This is a genomic window from Acidimicrobiales bacterium (assembly GCA_035531755.1).
GTDB lineage: Bacteria > Actinomycetota > Acidimicrobiia > Acidimicrobiales > UBA8190 > DATKSK01.
Genome location: DATKSK010000007.1, coordinates 20,251 through 43,044 on the forward strand (window position 1 = coordinate 20,251; position 22,794 = coordinate 43,044).

Sequence of the window (22,794 nt, forward strand, 5' to 3'; positions counted from 1 at the left end):
GTGCTGGTGCTCACGGGACTGGTTCCTCACGGGTGCGGGCCGTCAGCGACGCGCCCGACGATAGCGAAGGCGCGAACGCGCCGGTTCAGTGGAAGGCGACCACCCGGTCCGCCGACGCCGCCAGCAGCAGGCCCGCCCCCACGGAGGGGGTGGGGAAGTGGTTCGCCGGGGCCCCCACGGTCAGCTGCACGGCCACCCGCCCGTTCTTCTCGCGCAGCCCGTAGAGCACGCCGTCGCGGTGCAGCGTCCACACGAGGCCGCCGGCCACGATCGCCGGCCCCGTCGACCCGGTGCGCGTCCTCCACATCACGTGCACCGCGTCGTGGGGGGTGATCCGCACCGCCTGGAGGCCCTTCAGGCACGGGATGTACAGCGCCGTCGAGGTGACGGCCACGCCGCCGTCGACGGTGCTCCCGCAGAACGACCGTTTCAGGGAGACCTGGTGCCCGACGCCCCCGAGGTTGAAGGCGTTCAGGACGTAGGCCGTGCGCGACTTGCCGGCCTGGAACACGAGCCCGTTCCCCAGGATCGCCGGGGCCGAGGAGCCCAGGTCGGCGTCGACGGCGTTGTCGTTCTGCCACGTCGACGGCGTGAAGGACTGCAGGACGTGCAGCGCGGGCGAGAGCTCGATGACCGAGTCGCTGCCGTCGGGCGACGCCCCCGAGGTGTTGGAGCCGTTCCCGGTCGTGACCCAGATGTTGCCGCCCGGGTCCACGACGGGGCTGGCGCCGCCCATCCAGATGGCGCCCTCGTGGTTGCCGAGGGAGGCGTCCACCTCGAAGTCGGTGGGCGAGGCGCCCGTCTCGGGTGCCGAGACCAGCCAGCCGTGGTACGTCGAGCAGTCGCCGGCGTTGCCCCCGAAGGCGACGAGCACCGCACCCTGGTCGAGCGCCAGGGCCGGCCGCTGCAGCTGCGCCGCCGTGGTCGTGCCGGGTGGGTCGACGACCTCGTCCAGCAGCACGTTGCCGGCGGCCGTGCCCAGCCCGACCAGGTGATGCGTGATGGTGGCGCCGCTGAGCTCGTCGGCCACCACGAACACCTCGGAGCGCGCCGCGTCGATCACCGGCGTGGAGGTGATGCCGACCGTGGGCGAGATGTCGCCGCACGGCAGCGAGGTCGCCGGTACCGCGGTGCCCACCGACGTCGACCAGGCGACGGTGCCGTCGGAGGCGTTGAGCGCGTAGACGGTGTCGTTCTCGGTGGCGACGAGGACGAGACTGCCGAGAACCAGGGGCTCGCCGAAGAGCTGGCCGTCGAGGACCGGCGAGGTCCACGCCCGAGTGGGGTTGGTGAAGGTGGCGGTCGAGGGCGACACGCCCGTGCTGAGGGGATCGCCGTGGTACGTCGTCCAGTTCGTGAGGGACCCCGCCGCGGCCGGGCCCGCCGGGGCGGCCACCATGGCCGGCACGACGACGGTCGTGGCCAGCACGACGCCCCAGACCGGCGCCAGCCGGCGACGCACGTGTGGCCGGCGTGGGCCGGCGCCGTGCACCCGGCCCGAGAACGGCGGACGTCGCAGCATGACCCGCACCCCCCCCTCATGCGACCACCCGTGCCGGTGGCGGCGGGCGTTCATGCTAGGCCACGACACCGGTGGCGGCCCGGGCCCGAGGACCCGGTCAGGGAGCCGGCCCGCCCGAGGGGCTCGGGATGCCGTCAGGCCGCGTCGGGCACCTGGAACCCACGGGAGCGGGCGTCGTGCTCGGCGCAGTGGCGACAGTGGCTCACGGCGAAGACCGACCGGCACGACGCCACCGTGCGGTGCCGTGAACGGAGCAGATCACCGAGGCACCTGCGGCCCCGGGCCCGCTCTGTGCAGAACATGACGTCTCCGTCCTCGTGGACCAGGAGCACACCGCGGCAGGGGGTTTCGACCATCCTCGGAGTTGTCGGCGCGGCGGCGCCGCACGCGGAGAGGCGAGCGACCCGATCGTGAGGGCCCACGGACCCTTGACCGGTGTCCGGTGTCCGGTGTCCGGTGTCCGGTGTCCGGTGTCCGGGTCGGTGCCCGGGGACGCTCGGGGCTCTCAGCGAGCCCACAGCGGGCCGTCATGGCCCCGTAAGGAACGGGGCCCACACTGGAGAAGCACCGGCACCCCGCGAAGCCGACCGTGGCCGCGGACCCGCCTCCCGGTCACGGTCGCGCTTCGCCCCCGCCCCCCGACGGGGTTGTGCGTCGCGTGGTTGTCCTGCCCGGCCCCGTCCGTAGAGTGAGAAGGGTTCGCCCGTCGCCAGCGAGCACCCCGGACACCCCCGCTCCCGTCGGTGCCGTCGACCCCCGGCGTCGGGACGCACGGAGCGGCGCCCCGCGCACCATCGTCGGGGCGCTGTTCCAATTCGGGTCCAATTCGGGGCGGTAGCGTCGGCGTCCATGGCCGTCTACGCACTGGGGGACGTGGCGCCCCGGATCGACCCGCACGCCTTCGTCCACCCCGACGCCGCCGTGATCGGCGACGTCACCCTCGGGCCCGACACCACGGTGTGGCCCGCGGCCGTCCTGCGCGGCGACTACGGCACGATCGTGGTCGGCGCCCGCACGTCGATCCAGGACGGCACCGTCGTCCACGCCGGGCCGGGGTTCCCCACCCTCGTGGGGTCGGGGTGCGTGGTGGGCCATCTCGCCCATCTGGAAGGGTGCACCCTCGAGGACGAGTGCCTGGTGGGGTCGGGGGCCGTCGTCCTCCACCACGCCCTCGTGGGCACCGGCGCCACGGTGGGCGCCGGTGCCGTCGTCCCGCGCCAGATGCATGTCGCGCCGCACGGGCTCGCGCTCGGGGTCCCCGCCGTGGTGCGGCCGGACGCGTCGCGCATCGAGATGATCAAGTTGGCCGCCGCCGAGTACGTCAGCAACGGCCGACGCTACCGAGCCGAGATGCGTCGTATCGACTGAATCCCGCCGACCGGGACCCCGGACGGTCGACCCCGGACGGTCGACCCCGGACGGTCGACTCGGAACGTCAGCCGGGATGATCGTCCCTGTCCGGGCGTCCGCGCAGCACCACCGCCACCGGTGGGGCCGGGTACCCGCCCACACCGGGACGCCATCCGGCGGCCAGCTTCTGCTCGGCCGGGCCGCCGTCGGCCCACACGTGGCACGTGTTGCGCGAGAACAGCCCGGGCCGCTCGGTGACGGGGGCGTCGAGCGCCGCCCAGTCCCGTGCCTTGGCGCGGCACGAGGTGACGGCCTGTACCACCACCGGCCCGAGGGCGCGCGCCAGCTGGTCGAGGTGCGTGCACCCCGCTACGCCGCCGAAGCGCTCCTGCACGGCGCGCGTGTAGCCCCGGCCCACGCGCAGACCCACGAGGGTCGCGAAGTGGGGGGTGATCGACGGGCACTCGGCGTGCGGGAACCTGTCCATCGCCGCTTCGGCCGCGACGATGGTCTGGTCGTCCTTGCGCACCGCCACCCGCAGGGACAGGTCGTGGACGTGTTCGACCCCGCCGGCGCCCGCCGCCCACGGACGCTCGTCGCGCAGCCGGGCGAGAACGGACACCTCGTCTCCGTCTTCATAGGCCTCGAAGTCGATGGTGCGCCGGTGGATCGGGATGCGCTCGCCGCCACCCGGCCCCTCGTCGTCGTCGGACCCGCCGGTTCGGGCGGTACCCCGTGCGTCGTCGCCTGCTGCGGTCATGGGCGGATCTTGGCCGCACCCACCGCCGAGGCTCAAGGTGAGGTGGATCACCCTCTCGTAGAGGTTGAGACTTCGGAGGAGCCGCTGGTCAACGTGGGCGCCGTCTGCGGGCCGTCGAAACGGCGGCGGGCCCCGGTCCGTCGGGTCCCCGCCGTGCGACATCCGGGCCGACGGGGGGCGCGCCGACGGGAGCAGTTTCTCCTTGCGGCCCACGTGTCTTCCGGGATCGCACGCCTTCTTCCCGGGGACCGCGGCACACCTTCTTCCCGGGGACCGCGAACGGACGGGGCCACGGCCGCGATCCGCCCACGGTGACAGGCCCGTAACTACCCTGATGTCACATCTCGGGCTACGATGAACCTGCACCTGAGGTGGAGGAGGATCCCCGATGGCTCACCGCGCGTCGCAGGCCGCCCAACTGCCGGGCATGTCCGAGCCGATGCACGACGTGGACGGATTCCGCGGGCCGCAGGTGTGCGCGCTCGTCGGCATCTCCTATCGTCAGCTCGACTACTGGGCACGTACCGGTCTGCTGCGCCCGTCGATCGCCGACGCGCGGGGGAGCGGCACGCAGCGCCGCTACGCCTACACCGACGTCGTCGAGCTGAAGGTGATCAAGCAGTTGCTCGACGCCGGCATCTCGCTCCAGCGGGCTCGGCGCGCCGTGGAGTGCCTGCGCGGCGGGCTGGGTGCCGACCTGGCGTCTGCCAACCTCGTCCTCGTCGGCACGGACTCGGTACTGGCGCACAGCGACGGTGAGGTCGTCGACCTGCTGAAAGGCGGGCAGGGCGTCCTCAACATCGTCCCGCTCTCCGGTGTGCTCGAGGAGCTCGACGCCGCCATCCTGCGGATCGACCGACCCGACGCCGGGGCGCCACCCGCGGCCCGCTCGGTGGCGGCCGTCCGGGAGGCACGAGGCTGACCGTGGACGCTCCCCGGACGGACCGGAGGTCGGTGGGGGTGGTCTTCGCCCACGACTCGGAACGGCACTTCGCGGAGCTGCTCGCCTTCTACGGGGTGCGGTGGGAGTACGAGCCGGTGGAGTTCGTCCTGGAGTGGCACGCCGACGGCTCGCCCCGGGTGGCGTTCCGACCCGACTTCTACCTGCCCGACCACCGCTGCTTCATCGAGCTCACGACCCTCAGCCAGAAGCTCGTGACCAGAAAGAACGCCAAGGTCCGCCGCCTGCGGGAGCTGCACCCGGGTATCGAGGTGAAGCTGCTGTACCAGCGCGACTACCAGGCGCTGCTGGCCAAGTACGGCTTTACCAGGCCCTCCTCGCCCGCCGCCTAGTCTGACGGCGTGGCGCCTGCAGAACCGGCTTCGACCTCGGCCGACGCGCCCTCGCCGGCCGGCGGTGCGGCCGGGCAACCGCTGCACCGGTCGCCGCTGCACGACGCCCACGTGGCACTGGGGGCGAAGCTCGTGCCCTTCGGGGGATGGCTGATGCCGCTCGTCTACGCCGGCGGAACCATCGCCGAGCACACGGCGTGCCGACGCGACGCCGTGGCCTTCGACGTCAGCCATCTGGGCACGGTGCACGTCGCAGGGTCGGCGGCCTTCGAGCTCTTGCAGCACGAGCTCAGCAACGACCTTCGCAAGGTGGCACCGGGCCGCGCCCAGTACACCCACCTCCTCGACGACGCCGACGGCTCGGTGCTCGACGACATCATCGTGTGGTGGGTGGCCGACGGCGCCTTCGACGTGATGCCCAACGCCTCGAACACGGACCGGGTGCGCGCTGCCGTCGGGGGCGAGGACACCACCGCCGGTCGCGCCGTCGTCGCCGTGCAGGGGCCGTCGGCCCGCCGGCGGCTCGGGTCGGTGGCACCCGACGCCGCCGCCGTGCCCAGGTTCGGCGTGACGCACTTTTCGTGGGGCGGTGTCGAGTGCGTCGCCGCCGGTACCGGCTACACGGGCGAAGACGGCGTGGAGTGCGCCGTGCCCGCCGCAGCGGCGCCGCGCTTCTGGCACGAGGTCCTCGGCGCCGGCATCCTCCCCGCCGGCCTCGGGGCGCGCGACACGTTGCGGCTCGAAGCCGGCCTGCCCCTGCACGGCCACGAACTCGGGCCCGGCATCACGCCCCTGCAGGCCGGCCTGGGCTGGGTGGTCGGGTGGGACAAGGGCGACTTCCGCGGCCGGCGCGCCCTCGAGGCCGAGCGCGCCACCGGGCCCCGCCGGCTGCTGCGGGGCCTCGTCACCGACGGGCGCCGGCCGCCGCGCCAAGGGGCCGCCGTGCTGCAGGGGACCGCACCGGTCGGTGCGGTCACGAGCGGGAACTTCTCGCCGGTGCTCGGCCGCGGCATCGCCCTGGCTCTCCTCGACACCGCCGGCGCCGTCACCGAGGGGGACGACGTCGACCTCGACGTACGCGGCCGCCGGATCCCCGCCCGGGTCACCGCCCTGCCCTTCGTCCGGGCCGGCGAGGTGGCGGCCGGCGCCGAGGCCGCGTCATGAGCGGCTACACCCCGCACACCTCGGCGGAGATCACCGCCATGCTCGGCTTCCTCGGGCTGACGTCTGTCGACGAGCTGTTCGCCGTGGTCCCCGACGCCCTGCGCCTGGCCGGGGGACTGGACCTCGCCCCCGGGCTGCCCGAGCCCGACGTCGCCGACCGCATGCAGGACCTGGCAGCCGCCAACCGGCCCTGCGGACGCGACCTGGTGTGCTTCGCCGGCGCCGGCGCCTACGACCACGAGGTCCCGCCGGTCACCCGGGCGCTGGCGTCGCGCTCGGAGTTCGTCACCTCCTACACGCCCTACCAGCCCGAGGTGGCCCAGGGCGTGCTCCAGGCGGTGTTCGAGTTCCAGACCCTCGTGAGCCGCCTGTCGGGCATGGCGATCTCGAACGCGTCGCTCTACGACGGCGCGGCCGCCCTCGTGGAGGCGGTGAACCTGGCCGTGGGCGCCACCGGGCGCCAGGACGTGTGGGTGTCGCACGGTGTCAACCCCACCTGGCGGGAGGTCCTCGTCACCTTCGCCACCGGCACCGGGCACCGCATCCGCGACATCCCCTTGCGCGGCGGTGCGACCGACTGGGCCGCCACCGTGTTCGACGACGCCGACGACCACCATGACGCCGACGGCCCCGGCGCCGTGGTGGTCGCCTACCCGAACTTCCTCGGGTGCCTGGAGGACCTCGCCGCGGCCCGCGCCCTGTGCGACCGCACCGGCGCCCTGCTGGTCGTGGCGTTCGACCCGGTGTGCGCCGGCATCCTGCGCGCCCCGGGGGACTGGGGCGCCGACGTCGTGGTGGGGGAGGGACAGGCCCTGGGCATGCCTCTGAGCTTCGGCGGCCCCTATCTGGGGCTGTTCGCCTGCACGGCCGACCACGTGCGCCGCCTGCCGGGCCGCCTCGTCGGCGAGACCGTCGACGCCGAGGGGCGGCGCGCCTACGTCACGACCCTGCGCGCCCGCGAGCAGGACATCCGGCGCGAGAAGGCGACGTCGAACGTCTGCACCAACCAGACGCTCATGGCCGTGACCGCCGCCATCCAGCTCGGCTGGCTCGGCACGTCGGGGATCGCCGAGATCGCCCTCCGCTCGGCGCGCGGCGCCCGCTACTGCCGACAGGGACTGCTCGCCGTGGCGGGCGTGGAGCCGCTCACCACGGCCCCGGTGGTGCGCGAGTTCGCCGTGCGCCTCCCGACCGGGGCCGAGCTCCTGGTGGAGCGCATGGTGGACGAGGGCTTCCTCGCCGGCGTGGCGCTCGACGACAGCTACAGCGACGGGCGCGCCGACGCCCTGCTCGTGGCCGTCACCGAGCGCCGCACGCGCGCCGAGATCGACGCCTTCGTCTCCGCGTTCGAGAAGGCCGTCCGCTGATGGTCGACGACCTCGTCCCCGGCCCGGCCGCCGGCGGCCGGGCCGCCAGCGCGCCGCTGCTCGGCCGCGACACCGAGCCCACGTTGTTCGAGCTCTCCGAGACCGGTCGCCGGGCGTGGCAGCTGCGCACCACCGACGTGCCCGAGGTGGCGCTCTGGGACCTCGTCCCCGAGGAGCACCGGCGCACGGGGCCCGTGCAGCTGGCCGAGGTCTCCGAGCGCGACCTGGTCGGCCACTTCACGCGACTGAGCCATCGCCAGTTCTCCGTCGACCTCGGGGCCTACCCGCTGGGCTCGTGCACCATGAAGTACAACCCGAAGGTGTGCGACGCCGTGGCCGCCCTGCCCGGCCTGGCCGACGTGCACCCGGCCGCTCCCGCCTCGTGCATCCAGGGCTGGCTCGAGCTCCTCGTCGAGCTGGAGGAGGCGCTGTGCGAGATCACCGGCATGGCGGCCGCCACCCTGCAGCCCGCCGCCGGCGCCGCCGGCGAGCTGACCGGCCTGCTGCTCATGCGGGCCTGGCACGAGGCCAACGGCGAGCGACGGCACAAGGTCGTGATCCCGGACTCGGCCCACGGCACCAACCCGGCGTCGGTCACCCTGGGGGGGTTCGAGGTCGTGACCGTCCCGAGCGACGCCCGGGGCTGCGTCGACGTGGACGCGCTGCGGGCCGTGCTCGACGAGGACGTCGCCGGCATCATGCTGACCAACCCGAACACCCTGGGACTGTTCGAAGAGGACATCGTGGCCGTGGCCGACGCCGTGCACCACGTGGGGGGGCTCCTCTACTACGACGGCGCCAACCTCAACGCCATCCTCGGCGTGGTGCGGCCCGGCGACATGGGCTTCGACATCGTGCACCTGAACCTGCACAAGACCTTCGCCACCCCGCACGGCGGCGGGGGGCCGGGCGCCGGGCCGGTGGCGGTGTCGCCGCGCCTGGCGCCGTTCCTCCCGGGCCCCCGGCCGACGCGCCTCGGCGACGCGTCGTCACCGCACTACGGCTGGTCGACGCCTCCCGATTCCATCGGCCGGATCCACTCCTGGCACGGCAATGCCCTCGTTCTCGCCCGCGCCCTCACCTACGTGCTCGTCCACGGCAGCGACGGCCTGCGCGAGGTGGCGCAGCTGGCGGTGCTCAACGCCAACTGGTTGCGGACGCGGCTGTCGGCCACGTTCGACGCCCCGTACGACCGCCCGTGCATGCACGAGTGCGTCCTGTCCGCCACGTCACTCAAGCGGGACACCGGCGTGCGGGCGCTCGACGTGGCCAAGCGCCTCCTCGAGGAGGGCTTCCACGCCCCGACCGTCTACTTCCCGCTCATCGTGGACGAGGCCCTCATGATCGAGCCCACCGAGACCGAGAGCCTCCAGACCCTGGAAGCGCTGGCCGCCGCCCTGGAGCGGATCGTGGCGGGCGCCGCCACCCCCGCGGGAGCGCTCGAGGCCACCGAGGCGCCGCACCTCACGCCGGTCCGCCGGGTCGACGAGGCGCGCGCCGCCCGCCACCTCGTCCCGACCTTCGACGCCCGCCCGCCCGCCACCTGACGGCGCCGGGCCGCGGCTCAGGACTCGGGGGAGGAGGCCGGCTCGCGCTGCGCGGCGCGCTCGGCCTGGTGGTCCGAGATGGCCTGCATGATGGCCCCCCCCACCGCGCCGATGAACTCGGGGCGGTTCTCCGCCGCCCAGTCCCGGGACCCCCGCAGCGACGCCAGGGTGCCCTTGAAGTGGGGCACGACCTCCCGGGCGAAGAGCTCGTAGGAGTGCAGAGTGGCCTCACGGTCGGCCCACTCGTGCGCCATGAGGAGGAAGGTGCCGAAGCCACCCGACTGCTCGACCAGGCGCTCGATCTGCGCAACGGCCATGGCCGGCGTCCCGATGATGGCGAAGCCCGTCTCCATGAGGGCATCGACCATCTTGTCGGGGTCGAGAGTCCCCGGTGCCAGGGGCAGGGCCGCCACCCGCTCGAAGTAGTCCACCCACTTCGCCAGGCCGAAGCGGACATCGGCGCGCGCCTGCTCCTCGGTCTCGGCGACGTGCATCGGCCCCACCAGTCGCCAGCGGCTCCGGTCGACGGTCGTGCCGAACTCGGCGGCACGCTCCTCCATCACCTGCCAGTGCGAGCCCAGCACGTCGAACCCGCCCGCGGAGGTGGCGCCGATCGACAGGAGCGACAACCCGAACCGGCCCGCGGCGCGCGGCCCCGCCGGCGAGATCTGCGCCGCCACAGCCACCTCGAACCGGGGATGGGTGTAGGGCCGCAGCTGCAGGCGGGCGTCGCGCAGCGTGAACCACGACGCCTGGCGCGTCACGGGCTCCCCGCCGTCGAGCAGGGCCAGGATCGCCTCGAGCGACTCCTCCATCATGTCGCGCTGGTTCATGGGGTCGATGCCCATCATGAAGGCGTCCGACGGCAGCGCGCCGGGGCCCACCCCGAACATGACCCGGCCACGCGTCAGGTGGTCGAGGAGCACCATGCGGTCCGCCAGGATGAGCGGATGGTGGTAGGGGAGGGAGCTCACCCCCGTGCCGAGGCGGATGTGCTCGGTCCGCTGCGACGCCACCGCGATGAACACCTCGGGCGAGGCGATGATCTCGTAGCCCGCCGAGTGGTGCTCGCCGAACCAGGCCTCGTCGAAGCCGAGCTGGTCGAGGCGGACCACCAGCTCCAGATCGCGCTCGAGCGCCAGGGTCGGGCTCTGTCCCACGGGGTGGAACGGGGCGAGGAAGATGCCGAAGTCGAGGGGCCGGTCCATCCGCGAAGTCTACGACGGCCCGGCTGCACGCAGCCGGGCCGGATGGGATCGGGCCGGATGGGATGATGTGTGCGTGGTGCCGCCCGTCGTGGGTGAGGGCACGACGCGCCTCCCGACGTTCGTGCTGGGCGTGCTGGCGATGCTGCTGGGCTTCGCCGTGATGGTCCGGTGCGCGGTCGTGCTGTTGGTGGACCTGGTGGCGAGCCCGGTCCGGATGGGCGCCGCGGCGGGCGCCCACTGGCTGTCGGCACCCGGCCGGCGGGGCCGCGTCGGCGACGGAGAGGCACGCCCCCGACAGCGTCCCCCATGAGCATCAGGGCCAGCGGGCCCGGGGCCGGGGGCCGATGATCCACATCGGGTCTCCTCCCGCCGGAGCCGTCCCGGGGCGGACAGATCGACTATGATATATACCATGGCAGATATAGCCGGGAGTCGGCCGGCATCCGCGATCCGGGGAGTGCGGGGGCACGGCAGCCCGCCCCGGCGCCCGGCGCCCGGCCGCGGCGCTGATGCCCTCGCCCGCTACGAGCGCACCCGGACCTCGATCATGGTCGGCAGCGCGGTGCGCGCCGCCCGCCTGCGTGCCGGGGTCAGCCAGACCGAGCTGGCGGCACGGGCGGGGACCAGCCAGCCGGCCATCGCCCGCCTCGAGAAGGGGATGGTGTCGCCGACGGTGATCTCCCTGGACCGCATCGCCCGGGCCCTCGGCGCCGACCTCGTGATCGACTTCGAGCCCCAGCGCTGAGAAGCCCGGCGCGTGCTTCCCCTCGGTTCGTCCGCGGGGGCGCACCCGGCCATCGGCCGACGAGGGCGAGGGAGCCCGCGGGGGTCCCCCGACAGCGCGTGCGGACCGGGGCGGCTACGACAGTGCGCCCAGCCCCAGCAGCCACGCCAGGTTGCCGGCGTAGAGCTGGTCGCCGGCGCGACCGTCCATCGGGCCGGCCACGCGTTCGTAGTCGGCCACAGGACGGGCGATACCCTCGGCGTGCGGATAGTCGCTCGAGAACATGAACATGTCCTCGCCGACCTCGTCCACCAGCCGGCGAGGATTCTCGTAGCAGAACGCCGCCACCCGGACGTGGCGCCGGATGAAGTCGCTCGGCCGCTGCTCGAGCCGTGCGAGGGGCCGGCCGTTGAAGCGGGCATGGAAGTCGAACCCTCCGTCCAGCATCACGAGGAACCACCCGACCCACACCGACGAGAGCTCCATCACCCCGATCTTCAGGTCCGGGTGCCGGGCGAACACGCCGTTGATCGTCAGGTCCGTGAGAGCGACCGCCGGCGCGCTCCAGATGAACACCGACGAGAGCACCGGGGCCACGGGGTCGGGGTCCGCCTCGTACCAGGCGTCGTGGAACGGCTGGGGAAAGGCGGCCACGTGGAACACCGGCACGATGCCGTGGTCCACGAACGCCGCCCAGGCGCGGTCGAGGTCGGGATGCGACAACGGTCGTCCGTCGACGAGCGACGGCGCCATCATGGCCAGCCGCACGCCCGCGGCCGCCAGCGTGGCCAGCTCGTCCTCCAGCCAGTCGAGGGCGCGCAGCGTCACGTGCGCGACCGGGTACAGCCGACCGGCCGCGCCCCCGGCGACCTCGGCCGCCCACCGGTTCCACGCCCGCATGTTGGCCAAGGTCTCGGGCAGCCGGTCCTCGAGTGGCCGCTCCCACAGCAGCCCGTAGTTGGGGAACACCACGGACGCGTCCAGGCCGAAGTCGTCGAGCTGGCGGACACGGGCCTCGGGGTCCCAGAAACAGCGGGGGAGTGCCTCGTCGAAGGGGACGTCGGGTGGCTCGCCGCGTCGCACCCGTTCCCGGTAGGCGCCCATGGCGGTGACATCTCCTGGATGGTGGATCTCGGCCAGGTGGACGCGCCTGCCTCCCTGGACCAGCCACGGGTGCCCGAGGTCGTCGTCGACGATCCCGATGGCGTGGTGGCGGTCGGTCGGGTCCATGTAGCGCACCCACAGGTCACGGGTCTCGTAGAGGTGCGTGTCGGCGTCGATCCTCGTCCGTCGCACCAGGTGTCCCTCCGTGTCCGGGGCGGTGCACCCGGGGGTCGGCACCCACGACCGCCACCGCCGACCGCGATCCTCGCGCCCGGCGGTGACTGCTGCACGCAGACGGGGCCGCCGCGGGGATGCACTACCGTGGACCCGGATGCGCAAGACCGTCGTCGGGGTGGCCGTCACCCTCGTGGGGCTCACGGTCGGCGCCTGCGGGTCGTCGAGCACTGCGACGCCCACTGCGCACGTCGGTGACCTGGCGGGCAAGACGCCGGCGCAGGTCCTGTCGGCGGCGGTCGCCGCGGCCCGGGCCCAGCGAACCGCCCATTACGTCATGACCGCGCACAACGGCGGGCAGACCCAGACCATCAGTGGGGACGCCGGCCCCAGCGAGGGCCAGCAGACGGTCAAGCAGGGCACGCAGCAGATCAAGGTGGTCTACGTGGCGAGCGTCGCCTACGTCCAGGGCAACGCCGGCGGCCTGAGCTCGGTCATGGGCCTGAAGGCCGCCACCGCGAACACCTTCGCGGGGAAGTGGATCGCCATCCACAAGACCGACGGCGGTCTCTACAGCTCGATCGCCCAGAGCGTGACGCTGGTCAGCACCCTGACGCAGCTCGAGCCCAGCGGCAACCTGACCCTGACCGGGCTCGCCACCGTCGCGGGGCGGCAGGTGATCGGCGTGCGCGGCGGGCTGCCCGGCCAGGCCCAGTCGGGGGTGACGGGGTCGGCCACCTACTTCATCGCCACCACCCACCCCACGCTGCCGTTGCGCTTCAGTGGGCAGGTGAAGAGCGGCACGCAGTCGGCGCTCGACGACGGGTCGTTCAGCAAGTGGGGCGTTCCCCTGCACCTGAGCGCGCCGACGACGACGGTGCCGTTCTCGTCGATCCCCACGAGCTGACGGCCGCGGCCGTCGACGCCCGCCACGCTCCGGGTGCTGGTGACCGGTGCCGTCAGACCCGTGCAACAGACCGGTGCGGTCAGACCGGTGCGTTCAGACGGCGGCGGCCGCCGGCAGGGGAGCGGCGAGCCCGCGGCGGGGGAGGATGATGTCGTCGATGAGGCCGTAGTCCATCGCCTCGTGCGCCGTCATGAAGTAGTCGCGGTCGAGGTCCTGCTCGACCTGCTCGAGCGGGCGCCCGGAGTGATGGGCGATGACCTCGGCCATGCGGCGCGTCATCGACAACACCTCGCGCAGTTGGATCTCCATGTCGCGCGGCGCGCCGCGGGTCCCCGCGGAGCCCTGGTGGATCATGATCTTGGCGCTCGGGAGCGCCAGGCGCTTCCCGGGAGCGCCGCCGCACAGCACCATGGCGGCCGCCGACATGCCCATGCCGACGCACACCGTCGACACGTCGGGGCGGATGTGCTGCATCACGTCGTAGATCGCCATGCCCGCGTACGCCAGGCCGCCGGGGGAGTTGACGTACAGCGAGATGTCCTTCTCCGGGTCCTCGGCCTCCAGGTACAGCAGCTCGGCGATGATGAGGTTGGCGATCTGGTCGTCGACCTCCTGGCCGAGGAACACGATCCGCTCGCGCAGGAGCAACGAGTAGATGTCGAAGGCGCGCTCGCCGCGGGCCGACGACTCGAGCACGGTGGGGATGACCGACTGGAACGGGGCCACGGGATTCCTCCTCCTCGTCGCGGGTGGGCCCCACGATATCTCATTTGCGAGATATCACATTCGAGCTATGCTGGCCTCGGGCGTGGGGCACGAGGAGGTCCCGTGACGGCGCGTCGACATGAACCGGTGTTCCCCGGGTTCCGGGAGATGGCGCAGCGGCGCAAGGACCTCAGCGCCGAGCTGGTGACCAGGCGCCGGGCCATCGGTCTGTCGCAGACCCAGGTGGCGGCTCGCATGGGCACGTCCCAGTCCGCCGTGGCCCGGCTCGAAGCGGGGGAGGCCGACGTCCGGCTCTCCACCCTGGAGCGCTACGCCGAGGCCGTCGGCCTCGAGCTCGATTGGCAGCTGGGGGCGCCCCGACCATGACCGTGCCACCGGGCCCGGACGGCCGCGACGCCCCGTGGCGCCGGACGGCCCGTGACCAGCTCTTCGACCAGCGCGTCGTCTTCCTGTGGGGCCCGCTCGACGACGCCCACGCGGGGCAGCTGGCGGCCGAGCTCATGACCCTCGACGCCACCGGCGACGACCCGGTGCACCTCCACGTCGACAGCCCGGGCGGCTCCCTGGAGGCCGCCTTCTGCGTCATGGACGTCATCGACCTGCTGGGGGTGGAGGTCACGGCCACGTGTGTCGGCCAGGCGGCCGGGACCGCCATCGGCCCTCTGGCCGTGGCCCATCACCGCCGGGCCACCCCGCACGCCCGCTTCCGGCTGTCGGAGCCCGTCCTGGCCCACACGGGCACCTCGACGGACCTGGCGTCGTGGGCGGCCAGCCAGCACGACCAGTTCCGGCGGTTCTGCGAGCGGGTGGCGGCGGCGGTCGGGGGGGCACCGGAGGAGCTGGCGCGGGACCTGTCGAGCGGCCGTTCCCTCGACGCCGACGAGGCCCGCCGGTACGGCCTCGTGGACGAGATCTGCGGCCCGGTGGCACGCGTGTACCCGATGCCCGGCCGCCCGCTCGGCTTTCGCTCCCGGTCCTGACCGCCGCGGTGCGGGGGGGCGGGCCGAGGGCCCGGGCAACCCCTCTCGGCTCGACGACGCGACGACGACCCGTCATTTCGTGCCGGATTCGTGCCTAGTAACTTTACATAAGATACATTATCGGCGGTTCTGTGGGAGCAGCCGGCGTGAATCATCGGTGCGCCGATGTGCTGTTCCCACCGGCCTCCGGGGGCCGCCCCCGGGCCCCCGGGCCCTCGGCCCCGTGCAGCCGCGTGTCAGCTCGTGGCGAGATGCGCCCCGAACCACGCCAGGGTGCGCTGCCAGGCATCGGTGGCGGCGTCTTGCTTGTAGTCCGGACGGGCGTCGCAATGGAACCCGTGGCCGGCCTCCGGGTAGCGCACGATGTCGGTGTCCACGGGTGCGGCGGCCACGGCGGCACGCAGCTTCTCGACGTCCTCGACGGGGATCCCCTTGTCCTCGTCCCCGTACAGGCCGAGCCACGGGGCCTGCAGGTCGGCGGCCAGGTCGAGCTGGGACGCCATGCCGAAACGCCCCTCGGCGATGCCCCCGCCGTAGAAGGTCACGGCGGCCCCCACCCCGCGGCGCACCGCCACCAGGAAGGCCACCGTCCCGCCCATGCAGAAGCCGACCACCCCGGTCCGGGAGGGACCGAACCCGGCCTCGTGCAGATAGCCGAGGGCGGCGTCGACGTCGTTGAGGAGCCCCTCCTCGGACAGCCCCTGGAAGTGCGGCATCAGCTTGTCGAAGTCCCCGTAGCCCAGCACGGGGTCGCCGGTGCGGTGGAAGAGGTGCGGGGCCACGGCCCGGTAGCCGGCCGCCGCGAAGCGCCGGGTGACGGCCTCGATGTGATGGTTCACCCCGAAGGCCTCCTGCACCACGACGACCGCGCCGCGTGCCTCGCCGTCGGGCTCGACGTCGTACAGCCCCATGTCGCCGTCCGCAGTCGCCAATGTCACCGTCGTCGCCATCGACCCTCCTCGCCGTTGTGCCCGCGCCAAGGCTTCCCACGTGCACGCGCCGACCGACCCACGATCACGTACCCCTACGAAGGCTCGGCCAGCTCCTGGTCCATGGAGTCGAGCACCGACCCGACGAGGAGCCGACGACGAACCGGGTCCAGCGTCGGTTCGACAGCGTCCTCGCCCACACGCACACGGTACTCAGTGCCGGGGGACCCACATCGACCCACCACGCGTGTCCGGACGGACATATCATAATTGGTATTCCCTGCTGTCCGCTCCCCGGGGGCGCCCTCGGCACCGCGCCACGCCCCTCCCCCAGGGCCGGCGCCACCGCGCTCCTCGGTGGCTTAATCTGCCCGCGATGGCCACCGCCGTCTTCCTCCACGCCCACCCCGACGACGAGGCGATCCAGACGGGCGGCACCATGGCCCGCATGGCAGCCGACGGCCACCGGGTCGTCCTCATCACGGCCACCCGGGGGGAGCTCGGCGAGGTCCCCGACGGGCTGCTGGCGTCCGGTGAGACCCTGGCCGAGCGCCGGGCCCGGGAGCTGGCGGCGTCCTGCGACGTGCTGGGGGTGGCCCGCCACGAGTACCTCGGCTACGGCGACTCGGGGATGGTCGGTGAGCCCACCAACGAAGACCCGGCGTGCTTCTGGCGGGCCGACATCGACGAGGCCGCGGCTCGCCTGGCCGCCATCCTCGACGACGAGCGCGCCGACGTGCTCGCCACCTACGACGAGAACGGCGGGTACGGCCACCCCGATCACATCCAGGCGCACCGCGTCGGGCTGCGGGCTGCGGAGATGGCGGGGACCTCGCGCGTGTTCATGGCCACGATCAACCGCGACTACCTGCTCGAGCTGGCCGGGCGCGCCGACGAGATCGGCCTGCCGATGCCCGACGAGCAGCGCGACTTCCTGCACACCCTGGGCGTGCGCGGCCACCGGATCACCACCGAGGTGGACGTGAGCGGCTTCCTCGACCGCAAGCGCCGGGCCATGGAGGTCCATGCCAGCCAGATCGGTGACACCTCGTTCTTCCTGAGCATGCCGCCCGAGGCCTTCGCCGCGGTGTGGGGCACCGAGTGGTACGTCAGGGTCGGCGCCGTGGCGCCCCGGGGCGCCGCGCACCTCGAGGACTCGCTCCTCGGCCCGGCCCAGGGCTGATGGCGCCCGGCGGCGACGGCGACGGCGCCAACGCGCCGGGCATCGTCGCCGGGGAGCGCGACACCCAGCTGGCCTTCCTGCGCTATCTGCGCGCCGGCGTCGACCGCAAGCTCGAGGGACTGTCCGACGACGACGCCCGGCGCGCCCTCGTGCCCTCGGGCACCACCCTGCTGGGGCTGGCCAAGCACCTGGCTTTCGTCGAGGTGTACTGGGCGCAGCGGCGCTTCCTGGGGGCGCAGATCACCACCGACGGCGACGGGTTCGCGCTCGCCGACGACGACACCGTGGCCTCGGTGCGCCGCGCCTACGCAGAGGCCGCCCGACGCACCGACGACATCGTGGAGGCCTGCGACGACCTGGACCGGCCACTCGCCCGCGGCAGCCACGGCCTCACCCTGCGCTGGATGCTCGCCCATCTGGTGGAGGAGACGGGGCGCCACGCCGGGCACGCCGACATCCTGCGCGAGCTGCTCGACGGGGCCACGGGCCGCTGACGGCCGCTCCCCCGCCGGCCGCCTCCGTTCCCCCGCCGGCCGCCCCGGTCCCCCCCGACGCGACGGCACCGCCGCCGTGGCGTCAGCTGGCGGGGGCCAGCGCCAACGTCGCCGTCACGGTGAACTTCTGCTGGCCGCGGTAGATGGTGACCTTCACCTGGCGCCCCGACGCCGAGGCCTGCACGTCGTTGGTGAGCTCCTGGGCCGACCCCACCGCCTTGCCGTTGAACGCCACGACGACGTCGCCGGTCTTGATGCCGGCCGAGTCCGCCGGCGAGCCGGTCACCACCGACACCACCAGCGCGCCCGACGCCGGCACGAGCCCGTAGGCCTGCTGCTGCTGGGGCGTCTCGTCGGTCACCTCGACGCCGAGGTAGGGCTTCGACACGCCGGCGGTGCCCCCGCTGCGCAGGGTGCCGAGCAGGCCCTGGATGGTCGACGAGGGGATGGCGAAACCGATGTTCTGCGCCGGCGCGTTGCCCGTGCTCGACGAGGCGACCGCCGTGTTCATGCCCACCACCTGTCCCGCCGAGTCGACCAGGGGCCCACCGGAATTGCCCGAGTTGATGGCGGCGTCGGTCTGGATCATGTTGTGCAGCGTCTCGCCCGAGGTGCCCGTGTCGCCGGCCTGCACCGTGCGCCCGAGAGCCGAGACGATCCCCGACGTGACCGTGGGCGTGCCCGCCGACAGGCCGAGGGCGTTGCCGATGGCGATGACGGCGTCGCCGACCTGGAGCTTGGTGGAGTCCCCGAACGTCACCGCCTGGAGGTCGGCCGGCGGCGAGTCGATCTTGAGCAGGGCCACGTCGCTCGAGGGGTCGGCGCCCACGAGCGTGGCCGGCAGCGCGGTGGTCTGGCCGTAGAGGTTGACCGTGATGGTGGTGGCGCCCGAGATCACGTGGTTGTTGGTGACCACCTCGCCGGTGGTGGTGATGATCATCCCCGTCCCCTGGTCCTCGACCGGGCCGGCGCCGAAGAGCGCACCCCCGGAGGTTCCCGGGCCCTTGGCGTCGATGGAGACCACCTCGGGCAGGACGCTCTTCACGATCGTGGGGATCTGGGCGCCCCCGGCGAGCGCCGGCCCCGGCGACACCTGGCCGACCTTGACGGTGGGGGCGGGGCCGGAATTGCCGTTCCCCGTCCCGACGGCCTCGGCGATGCCCGCCCCGGCGGCCCCGCCGACGAGCGCGGCCACCACGGCGACCACCACCCATGACGGGGTGCGGCGCGCCGCCGGTGCCGGCGGCGCCGCCGGCGGCGCCCCCCAGGGCGTTCCCGGCATCGGGGGCGCGCCCGGCGTGACGGGAGGGACGCCCGGCGGCGGCCACCCCGGCGCCGGGGGCGCGTCGGCGGCCCGCCACACCGGGACGGTCGGGGTCTCGGCGGTGGGCGAGGCCCACGGTGTCGCGGGTGGGGCCGCGGGCGGCGTCCACGGTCCGCCCGGCACGGCCACGGGGGCGACGGCGGCGCCCGGTGCGCCCCCGGGCGTGGGCGGGGTCGGGGCGGGCGGCGACGCGGCGGGGGTGCCCTGCGCCGGCGCCCACTGCCCGGCCTGGCCGGGGATGGTCACGGGGGCGTCGAGGTGGCCTGTGGTGTCACCGAGCGCAGGGGGTGGGACGGGCGTCGACTCGGTGCCGTGGGCCGCATCGTCCTCGCGCCTGTCGTCCACGATCGCGCTCCTGTCCTCGGGCCGGGAATCGCCCGACCGGGCCCCTCGCCACCCGTCAGACTAGGGAACCGCTGCGGTCGATCGGGCGGGATTGGCCATATTCTCAGAACCTCCACAGCATCCGGACGACCTCGCGCCGGCGCTCTCACCCAGCAGGGTTCTCACGGTGTCGGCGCCGACGGTAGCGTGGGCGACCGGCATGTCTCGCAGAATCGACATCGAGCTCACCAGCAGCCGTGACGACGGCACGTGGACCTGGCGCGCCCCGGGGGCTCGCCAGCCGCGCGGAGCGCTCGACGGAGCCCTCCTCCCCGACGGCGCCAAGGTCGGCGACGTCCTGCGGGCCGACGCCGACTTCGACCTCGAGGGCATCGTCGTGACGTCCGTGCTGGCGCCCAAGGCCGAGGCGCGCCCCGAGCGCGTGGCGCGCATCGAGATCATCGGCTCCGGGCGCGACGCCGCGCCGGGCGGTGTCTCGGTGGTGCTGGCCCCCGGCGGGCGGCGGCGCGACGAGGGCGAGCGCGGGGCCCGCCCCCGGCGCGGCGGCCCGTCGCGCGGCCGCGAGGGACGCGGGGACGGCCACGACGGCGCCGGTCGCGACGACCAGCGCGGCCGCGGGCGCGACCTACCGGGCGCCCGCCCCGCACGCGAGGGCGGCGCGCCCCGTGGGGAGCGTGCCCCACGACCCGACGGGGCGGCGCGCGGCGACCGGCCCGAGCGCGGCGCCCGGCCCGAGCGCGGCGACCGGCCCGAGCGAGCCGGAGCCGGCGGTCGACCCGCTCGACCCGGGCGCGACGACCGGACGCGCCGGCTCCAGGTGGTGTCGACCAACCGCAACGCCGCGCTGGCCGAGCTGCGCCCCGAGCAGCTGCCGGTGGCGGAGCAGCTCCTGCGCGGCGGCATCCCCGCCGTCCGCCATGCCATCGAGGAGCAGAACGCCCGCGCCCGCTCCGAGGGGCGCGCCGAAGTGTCGCCCGAGCCCCTCCTCACCATGGCCGAGGAGCTCCTGCCTCGGATGAACCTGGCCGCGTGGAAGGACCGGGCCGTCGCCGCGCGCAATGCCGGCAAGGACGCCCCGCTGCGCGAGGTCCGCTCCGTGGTGGCGTCGGCGTCCACCGTCAGCCTCGACGACGAGGGCCGCGAGATGGTCGGCGCGCTGCGCGAGGCGCTCCAGGCCCGCGTCACGGCGCTGCGCGACGGATGGCTGGCGCGCATCGTCGCCGCCCTCGACGACGGGCGGGTGGCGGACGCGCTGCGCGTGTCGTCGCGCCCGCCCGAGCCCGCCGCCCGCGTGCCGGCGGAACTGGCCGTGCGCCTGGCCGAGGCCGCCGGCGGCGCCATGGCGCCCGGGCTCTCGGAGGCGGACTGGCTGGCACTGCTCGACGCCGTCGTCGACTCCCCCGTGCGGCGCACCGTGAAACCGGCGGGGCTCCCCGAGGGCGCCGGCGAGGAACTCCGTGTCGCGGCGCGACGCGCCGCCGGCATCGTGCCCGAGGTGGCCCGCCTGCTCGGGCTCCCGATCCCCCCGCCGCCCGGACCCCGACGGCCGACGGCGTCCGGCGTCCGCGGGTCGTGACCCGGCAGGCCTGACGGCCCGACGCGGGGGTCAGTCCAGGACGCCGTGCGCCCGGAGGAACTCCTCGAGCCCGTCCACGAGCGCCACCGCGGGCACCTCCGCCAGCGCTACCCACGCCACCGCGGCGGCGTCGTCCCCGGCGACCGGCGCGGGCGCGTCGCTCGGCACGTCGACCACGAAGTCGAGGATGACGAAGTGGTGGTCGGGCCCGATGCGCTCGACCCACCCGAGCATGGGCCCGCAGCGCACCACCACGCCCGTCTCCTCACGGACCTCGCGCTCGACGGCGGCGGCGAGCGCCTCACCGGGCTCCACCCGTCCGCCCGGCACCGTCCAGCGGCCGGCCTGGGGGGGGTTCGCCCGCTGCACCAGCAGGAGCCGGCGCTCGACGACCGCTACTCCCCCGACGGCCACCACCGGCCCCGCCCCCGACCCGGCCGGGGCGACGGGCATCGTCACCCCAAGAGCCGGTGCATCGTGATGAGGCGCGCCTTGAACCCGGCCGCCTCGAAGAAGCCCTTGGTCGACCGGTCGCCGGGCAGCGCGCTGGCGTCGACCCCCCGGCAGCCCGACGCCGTGAACCACGCCACGAGGGCGTCGAGCAGCGCCCGGCCCACGCCCACGCCGCGGGCACCCGCCGCCACGAAGCATCCGTCGACGATCCCGATGGAGGCCTCCCCCACGGGGTCCACCCGCCCGGTCGCCAGCCCCACCACGACATCGTCGATGGTCCCCACGAGCACCTGGCGACGGGGGTCGGCGAGCAGCCGGTCGAGCCCCCCCGGCCGCAGCAGCGCCTTGGCCAACAGGCCGCTCTCACGCCGCACGAAGAGCGCACCCCCGCGGGCCTCCTGGAGCTCGTGGAGCGCCTCGCGGCACAGCTCCGCGCAGCGGTCCCCGTCGTGGCGCGCCGCCGGGCGAGTCGCCTCCACGGACCCCCGCCTCGCGCCGGCCTAGGGCTGCGCGCCGTCCGCCCCGGTGAGCAGCTGCTCGACGCGGTGCAGGATGGTGCGCCGGTGGCGGTGGGTGGCCTCGTACGCACGCACGTCCTCGAGCTCACCGGGCGACAACCCTTCGAGGCGCTGCACCACCTGCGAGGCCGACAGGCTGTCGTAGCCGGGGATGGCGAGCGAGGGCGGCGGGCCGCTGCCGTTGACGGGCACGTGCCCCGGCGCGTGGTCCGGCGCACCGGGCCCGGGGGGAGGCACCGGTGCCTCGGCGGAGCGCGCCGGCGGCTCGGGCTCAGGTCGCGACACGGCGCCCGTGTCGCTCCCCGCCGCGCCGCGCCGCTCTCCGAGCTTCCCGAGTGTCTGCTCCACCTGGCGCCGGCCCATCTGGAACGCGACCTGCCCGACGAGGCGGGCGGTGTGCACCTGGCCCTCCAGGCGATGCCGGCCCTTCTCGACGAGCCCGGGGAATTCCTCGACGACGGTGACGGCCAGCCCGGCGGGGCCGAAGACCACCAGCTCGAGCAGGCGCTCCTTCGGGGACCGCTGCCCGGTCACCGTCCGCCCCCCTGCGGCCGGGCCGGGTCCGGGGCCACCGTCAGACGCAGTCGCGGCACATCCCCTTCTCCGGATCGGCCAGCTGGCTGGAGTGTTTGACCAGGAAGCAGGAGCTGCACACGAACTCGTCGGGCTGCTTGGGGAGGACCCGCTCGGAGATCTCGGAGCGGTCGTCGGGCTCGGCGACCTCCTCGTCCTCGGCCTCCTCCTCCTCGACGACCAGGCGTTCCTTGAGGATCTCGTCGAGGCTGGCCTCGACGTCCTCGTCGTCGACCTCCTCTTCCTCCTCCTCGCCCTCCTCGGGGACGACGGCGACCGGGACGGCGGTGGGCTCGACGGCATCGGCGTCCTCGGTGTCGACGTCCGCGCCGATGGCGTCGTCGTCGTCCTCGTCGACGAGGGCCTCGTCGAGGTCGTCCTCGTCGAGCTCCTCGTCGATCAGCTCCTCGTCGGCGAGGTCGTCGAGCTCCACGGCTTCGAGCTCGTCGGGCTCCGCCACGTCATCCAAATCGTCGGCCATTGCTGTGCGTTATTCCCTCTGGGTCGTCAGACGCCGCGGGAGCATACCGGTTCCCATCCGTCGCGCCGACACATCCCGGACGGCGCCCGGGG

At 74.1% G+C, this 22,794-nt stretch carries 25 protein-coding genes; 14 read left to right on the forward strand and 11 right to left on the reverse strand.

What is annotated here, in order from left to right; genetic code table 11:
• Window positions 1-85 precede the first annotated feature (85 nt).
• Window positions 86-1,522, reverse strand: a complete 1,437-nt coding sequence (locus tag VMV22_01525; protein ID HUY20998.1) for a PQQ-binding-like beta-propeller repeat protein — start codon at window positions 1,520-1,522, stop codon at window positions 86-88.
• 849 nt (window positions 1,523-2,371) lie between these two features.
• On the opposite strand from VMV22_01525, the gene VMV22_01530 reads away from it, so the two are divergent.
• Entirely contained in the window at window positions 2,372-2,890 is a 519-nt protein-coding gene (locus tag VMV22_01530) for a gamma carbonic anhydrase family protein (GenBank protein ID HUY20999.1), read from the forward strand.
• Window positions 2,891-2,957: 67 nt separating this feature from the next.
• On the opposite strand, the gene VMV22_01535 is transcribed toward VMV22_01530, so the two are convergent.
• Entirely contained in the window at window positions 2,958-3,632 is a 675-nt protein-coding gene (locus tag VMV22_01535; GenBank protein HUY21000.1) for a DUF2889 domain-containing protein, read from the reverse strand.
• A gap of 388 nt (window positions 3,633-4,020) precedes the next feature.
• On the opposite strand from VMV22_01535, the gene VMV22_01540 reads away from it, so the two are divergent.
• From VMV22_01540 to gcvPB, 5 genes are read left to right on the forward strand one after another with little or no spacing between them, the layout of a single operon-like run.
• A complete protein-coding gene (locus VMV22_01540) occupies window positions 4,021-4,554 on the forward strand; it encodes a MerR family transcriptional regulator (GenBank protein ID HUY21001.1) in 534 nt (177 codons plus the stop codon).
• Between the two features lie 2 nt (window positions 4,555-4,556).
• Window positions 4,557-4,925 carry a hypothetical protein gene (locus tag VMV22_01545; protein HUY21002.1) on the forward strand — a complete coding sequence of 123 codons (369 nt, stop codon included), beginning with the start codon at window positions 4,557-4,559 and terminating at the stop codon, window positions 4,923-4,925.
• 9 nt (window positions 4,926-4,934) lie between these two features.
• Entirely contained in the window at window positions 4,935-6,089 is a 1,155-nt protein-coding gene (gcvT, locus tag VMV22_01550) for a glycine cleavage system aminomethyltransferase GcvT (protein ID HUY21003.1), read from the forward strand.
• A complete protein-coding gene (gene gcvPA, locus VMV22_01555) occupies window positions 6,086-7,456 on the forward strand; it encodes an aminomethyl-transferring glycine dehydrogenase subunit GcvPA (protein ID HUY21004.1) in 1,371 nt (456 codons plus the stop codon). The genes gcvT and gcvPA overlap by 4 nt, the downstream gene beginning before the upstream one ends.
• A complete protein-coding gene (gcvPB, locus tag VMV22_01560) occupies window positions 7,456-9,003 on the forward strand; it encodes an aminomethyl-transferring glycine dehydrogenase subunit GcvPB (protein ID HUY21005.1) in 1,548 nt (515 codons plus the stop codon). The genes gcvPA and gcvPB overlap by 1 nt, the downstream gene beginning before the upstream one ends.
• Window positions 9,004-9,020: 17 nt before the next feature.
• Here the strand turns inward: gcvPB and VMV22_01565 are convergent, their stop codons facing one another.
• A complete protein-coding gene (locus VMV22_01565; protein HUY21006.1) occupies window positions 9,021-10,211 on the reverse strand; it encodes an LLM class flavin-dependent oxidoreductase in 1,191 nt (396 codons plus the stop codon).
• A gap of 73 nt (window positions 10,212-10,284) precedes the next feature.
• Here VMV22_01565 and VMV22_01570 point away from each other — a divergent pair, with 73 nt between their 5' ends.
• Complete coding sequence (locus VMV22_01570) at window positions 10,285-10,521, forward strand: hypothetical protein (protein HUY21007.1); 237 nt, start codon at window positions 10,285-10,287, stop codon at window positions 10,519-10,521.
• Window positions 10,522-10,623: 102 nt separating this feature from the next.
• The gene (locus VMV22_01575; protein HUY21008.1) at window positions 10,624-10,956 is read left to right on the forward strand and encodes a helix-turn-helix transcriptional regulator; all 333 of its coding nucleotides are present in this window, start codon (window positions 10,624-10,626) and stop codon (window positions 10,954-10,956) included.
• Window positions 10,957-11,070: 114 nt separating this feature from the next.
• Here VMV22_01575 and VMV22_01580 read toward each other — a convergent pair whose 3' ends face one another.
• Window positions 11,071-12,231 carry an amidohydrolase family protein gene (locus VMV22_01580; GenBank protein ID HUY21009.1) on the reverse strand — a complete coding sequence of 387 codons (1,161 nt, stop codon included), beginning with the start codon at window positions 12,229-12,231 and terminating at the stop codon, window positions 11,071-11,073.
• 139 nt (window positions 12,232-12,370) lie between these two features.
• On the opposite strand from VMV22_01580, the gene VMV22_01585 reads away from it, so the two are divergent.
• A complete protein-coding gene (locus tag VMV22_01585) occupies window positions 12,371-13,120 on the forward strand; it encodes a hypothetical protein (protein HUY21010.1) in 750 nt (249 codons plus the stop codon).
• Between the two features lie 93 nt (window positions 13,121-13,213).
• On the opposite strand, the gene VMV22_01590 is transcribed toward VMV22_01585, so the two are convergent.
• Window positions 13,214-13,846 carry an ATP-dependent Clp protease proteolytic subunit gene (locus VMV22_01590; GenBank protein ID HUY21011.1) on the reverse strand — a complete coding sequence of 211 codons (633 nt, stop codon included), beginning with the start codon at window positions 13,844-13,846 and terminating at the stop codon, window positions 13,214-13,216.
• Between the two features lie 102 nt (window positions 13,847-13,948).
• Between VMV22_01590 and VMV22_01595 the strand changes: the two genes are divergently transcribed.
• Together VMV22_01595 and VMV22_01600 are read left to right on the forward strand one after the other, a co-directional pair.
• Entirely contained in the window at window positions 13,949-14,212 is a 264-nt protein-coding gene (locus VMV22_01595) for a helix-turn-helix transcriptional regulator (protein HUY21012.1), read from the forward strand.
• A 2-nt stretch (window positions 14,213-14,214) separates the two neighbouring features.
• Window positions 14,215-14,826, forward strand: coding sequence for an ATP-dependent Clp protease proteolytic subunit (locus VMV22_01600; protein ID HUY21013.1), 612 nt, complete (start codon window positions 14,215-14,217; stop codon window positions 14,824-14,826).
• 236 nt (window positions 14,827-15,062) lie between these two features.
• On the opposite strand, the gene VMV22_01605 is transcribed toward VMV22_01600, so the two are convergent.
• Window positions 15,063-15,776 (reverse strand): dienelactone hydrolase family protein, encoded by a 714-nt coding sequence (locus tag VMV22_01605; protein ID HUY21014.1) that lies wholly within the window; start codon window positions 15,774-15,776, stop codon window positions 15,063-15,065.
• A 355-nt stretch (window positions 15,777-16,131) separates the two neighbouring features.
• On the opposite strand from VMV22_01605, the gene VMV22_01610 reads away from it, so the two are divergent.
• The gene (locus VMV22_01610) at window positions 16,132-16,938 is read left to right on the forward strand and encodes a PIG-L family deacetylase (protein ID HUY21015.1); all 807 of its coding nucleotides are present in this window, start codon (window positions 16,132-16,134) and stop codon (window positions 16,936-16,938) included.
• Window positions 16,938-17,432: a DinB family protein gene (locus tag VMV22_01615; protein ID HUY21016.1), complete on the forward strand. Its 495-nt coding sequence runs from the start codon at window positions 16,938-16,940 to the stop codon at window positions 17,430-17,432. The genes VMV22_01610 and VMV22_01615 overlap by 1 nt, the downstream gene beginning before the upstream one ends.
• An 82-nt stretch (window positions 17,433-17,514) precedes the next feature.
• Here VMV22_01615 and VMV22_01620 read toward each other — a convergent pair whose 3' ends face one another.
• The gene (locus VMV22_01620; protein HUY21017.1) at window positions 17,515-19,101 is read right to left on the reverse strand and encodes a trypsin-like peptidase domain-containing protein; all 1,587 of its coding nucleotides are present in this window, start codon (window positions 19,099-19,101) and stop codon (window positions 17,515-17,517) included.
• A 199-nt stretch (window positions 19,102-19,300) separates the two neighbouring features.
• Between VMV22_01620 and VMV22_01625 the strand changes: the two genes are divergently transcribed.
• Window positions 19,301-20,677, forward strand: coding sequence for a hypothetical protein (locus tag VMV22_01625; GenBank protein HUY21018.1), 1,377 nt, complete (start codon window positions 19,301-19,303; stop codon window positions 20,675-20,677).
• 30 nt (window positions 20,678-20,707) lie between these two features.
• Here the strand turns inward: VMV22_01625 and VMV22_01630 are convergent, their stop codons facing one another.
• The 4 genes from VMV22_01630 to VMV22_01645 are packed head-to-tail and all read right to left on the reverse strand — an operon-like array spanning window position 20,708 to window position 22,702.
• On the reverse strand, window positions 20,708-21,130 hold the full coding sequence (locus VMV22_01630; GenBank protein HUY21019.1) for an NUDIX domain-containing protein: 423 nt from the start codon (window positions 21,128-21,130) through the stop codon (window positions 20,708-20,710).
• Between the two features lie 2 nt (window positions 21,131-21,132).
• Window positions 21,133-21,609 carry a GNAT family N-acetyltransferase gene (locus tag VMV22_01635; protein ID HUY21020.1) on the reverse strand — a complete coding sequence of 159 codons (477 nt, stop codon included), beginning with the start codon at window positions 21,607-21,609 and terminating at the stop codon, window positions 21,133-21,135.
• Window positions 21,610-21,630: 21 nt separating this feature from the next.
• Window positions 21,631-22,182 carry a hypothetical protein gene (locus VMV22_01640; GenBank protein ID HUY21021.1) on the reverse strand — a complete coding sequence of 184 codons (552 nt, stop codon included), beginning with the start codon at window positions 22,180-22,182 and terminating at the stop codon, window positions 21,631-21,633.
• 40 nt (window positions 22,183-22,222) lie between these two features.
• The gene (locus VMV22_01645) at window positions 22,223-22,702 is read right to left on the reverse strand and encodes a DUF4193 family protein (protein ID HUY21022.1); all 480 of its coding nucleotides are present in this window, start codon (window positions 22,700-22,702) and stop codon (window positions 22,223-22,225) included.
• Between the last annotated feature and the right edge of the window lie 92 nt (window positions 22,703-22,794).

Bases quoted from the DNA above. Each gene is read 5' to 3' on its own strand.
- VMV22_01525 (HUY20998.1), bottom strand. From the start codon at position 1,522: ATGCTGCGACGTCCGCCGTTCTCGGGCCGGGTGCACGGCGCCGGCCCA.
- VMV22_01530 (HUY20999.1), top strand. From the start codon at position 2,372: ATGGCCGTCTACGCACTGGGGGACGTGGCGCCCCGGATCGACCCGCAC.
- VMV22_01535 (HUY21000.1), bottom strand. From the start codon at position 3,632: ATGACCGCAGCAGGCGACGACGCACGGGGTACCGCCCGAACCGGCGGG.
- VMV22_01540 (HUY21001.1), top strand. From the start codon at position 4,021: ATGGCTCACCGCGCGTCGCAGGCCGCCCAACTGCCGGGCATGTCCGAG.
- gcvPA (HUY21004.1), top strand. From the start codon at position 6,086: ATGAGCGGCTACACCCCGCACACCTCGGCGGAGATCACCGCCATGCTC.
- gcvPB (HUY21005.1), top strand. From the start codon at position 7,456: ATGGTCGACGACCTCGTCCCCGGCCCGGCCGCCGGCGGCCGGGCCGCC.
- VMV22_01565 (HUY21006.1), bottom strand. From the start codon at position 10,211: ATGGACCGGCCCCTCGACTTCGGCATCTTCCTCGCCCCGTTCCACCCC.
- VMV22_01575 (HUY21008.1), top strand. From the start codon at position 10,624: ATGGCAGATATAGCCGGGAGTCGGCCGGCATCCGCGATCCGGGGAGTG.
- VMV22_01585 (HUY21010.1), top strand. From the start codon at position 12,371: ATGCGCAAGACCGTCGTCGGGGTGGCCGTCACCCTCGTGGGGCTCACG.
- VMV22_01605 (HUY21014.1), bottom strand. From the start codon at position 15,776: ATGGCGACGACGGTGACATTGGCGACTGCGGACGGCGACATGGGGCTG.
- VMV22_01610 (HUY21015.1), top strand. From the start codon at position 16,132: ATGGCCACCGCCGTCTTCCTCCACGCCCACCCCGACGACGAGGCGATC.
- VMV22_01615 (HUY21016.1), top strand. From the start codon at position 16,938: ATGGCGCCCGGCGGCGACGGCGACGGCGCCAACGCGCCGGGCATCGTC.
- VMV22_01625 (HUY21018.1), top strand. From the start codon at position 19,301: ATGTCTCGCAGAATCGACATCGAGCTCACCAGCAGCCGTGACGACGGC.
- VMV22_01630 (HUY21019.1), bottom strand. From the start codon at position 21,130: ATGCCCGTCGCCCCGGCCGGGTCGGGGGCGGGGCCGGTGGTGGCCGTC.
- VMV22_01645 (HUY21022.1), bottom strand. From the start codon at position 22,702: ATGGCCGACGATTTGGATGACGTGGCGGAGCCCGACGAGCTCGAAGCC.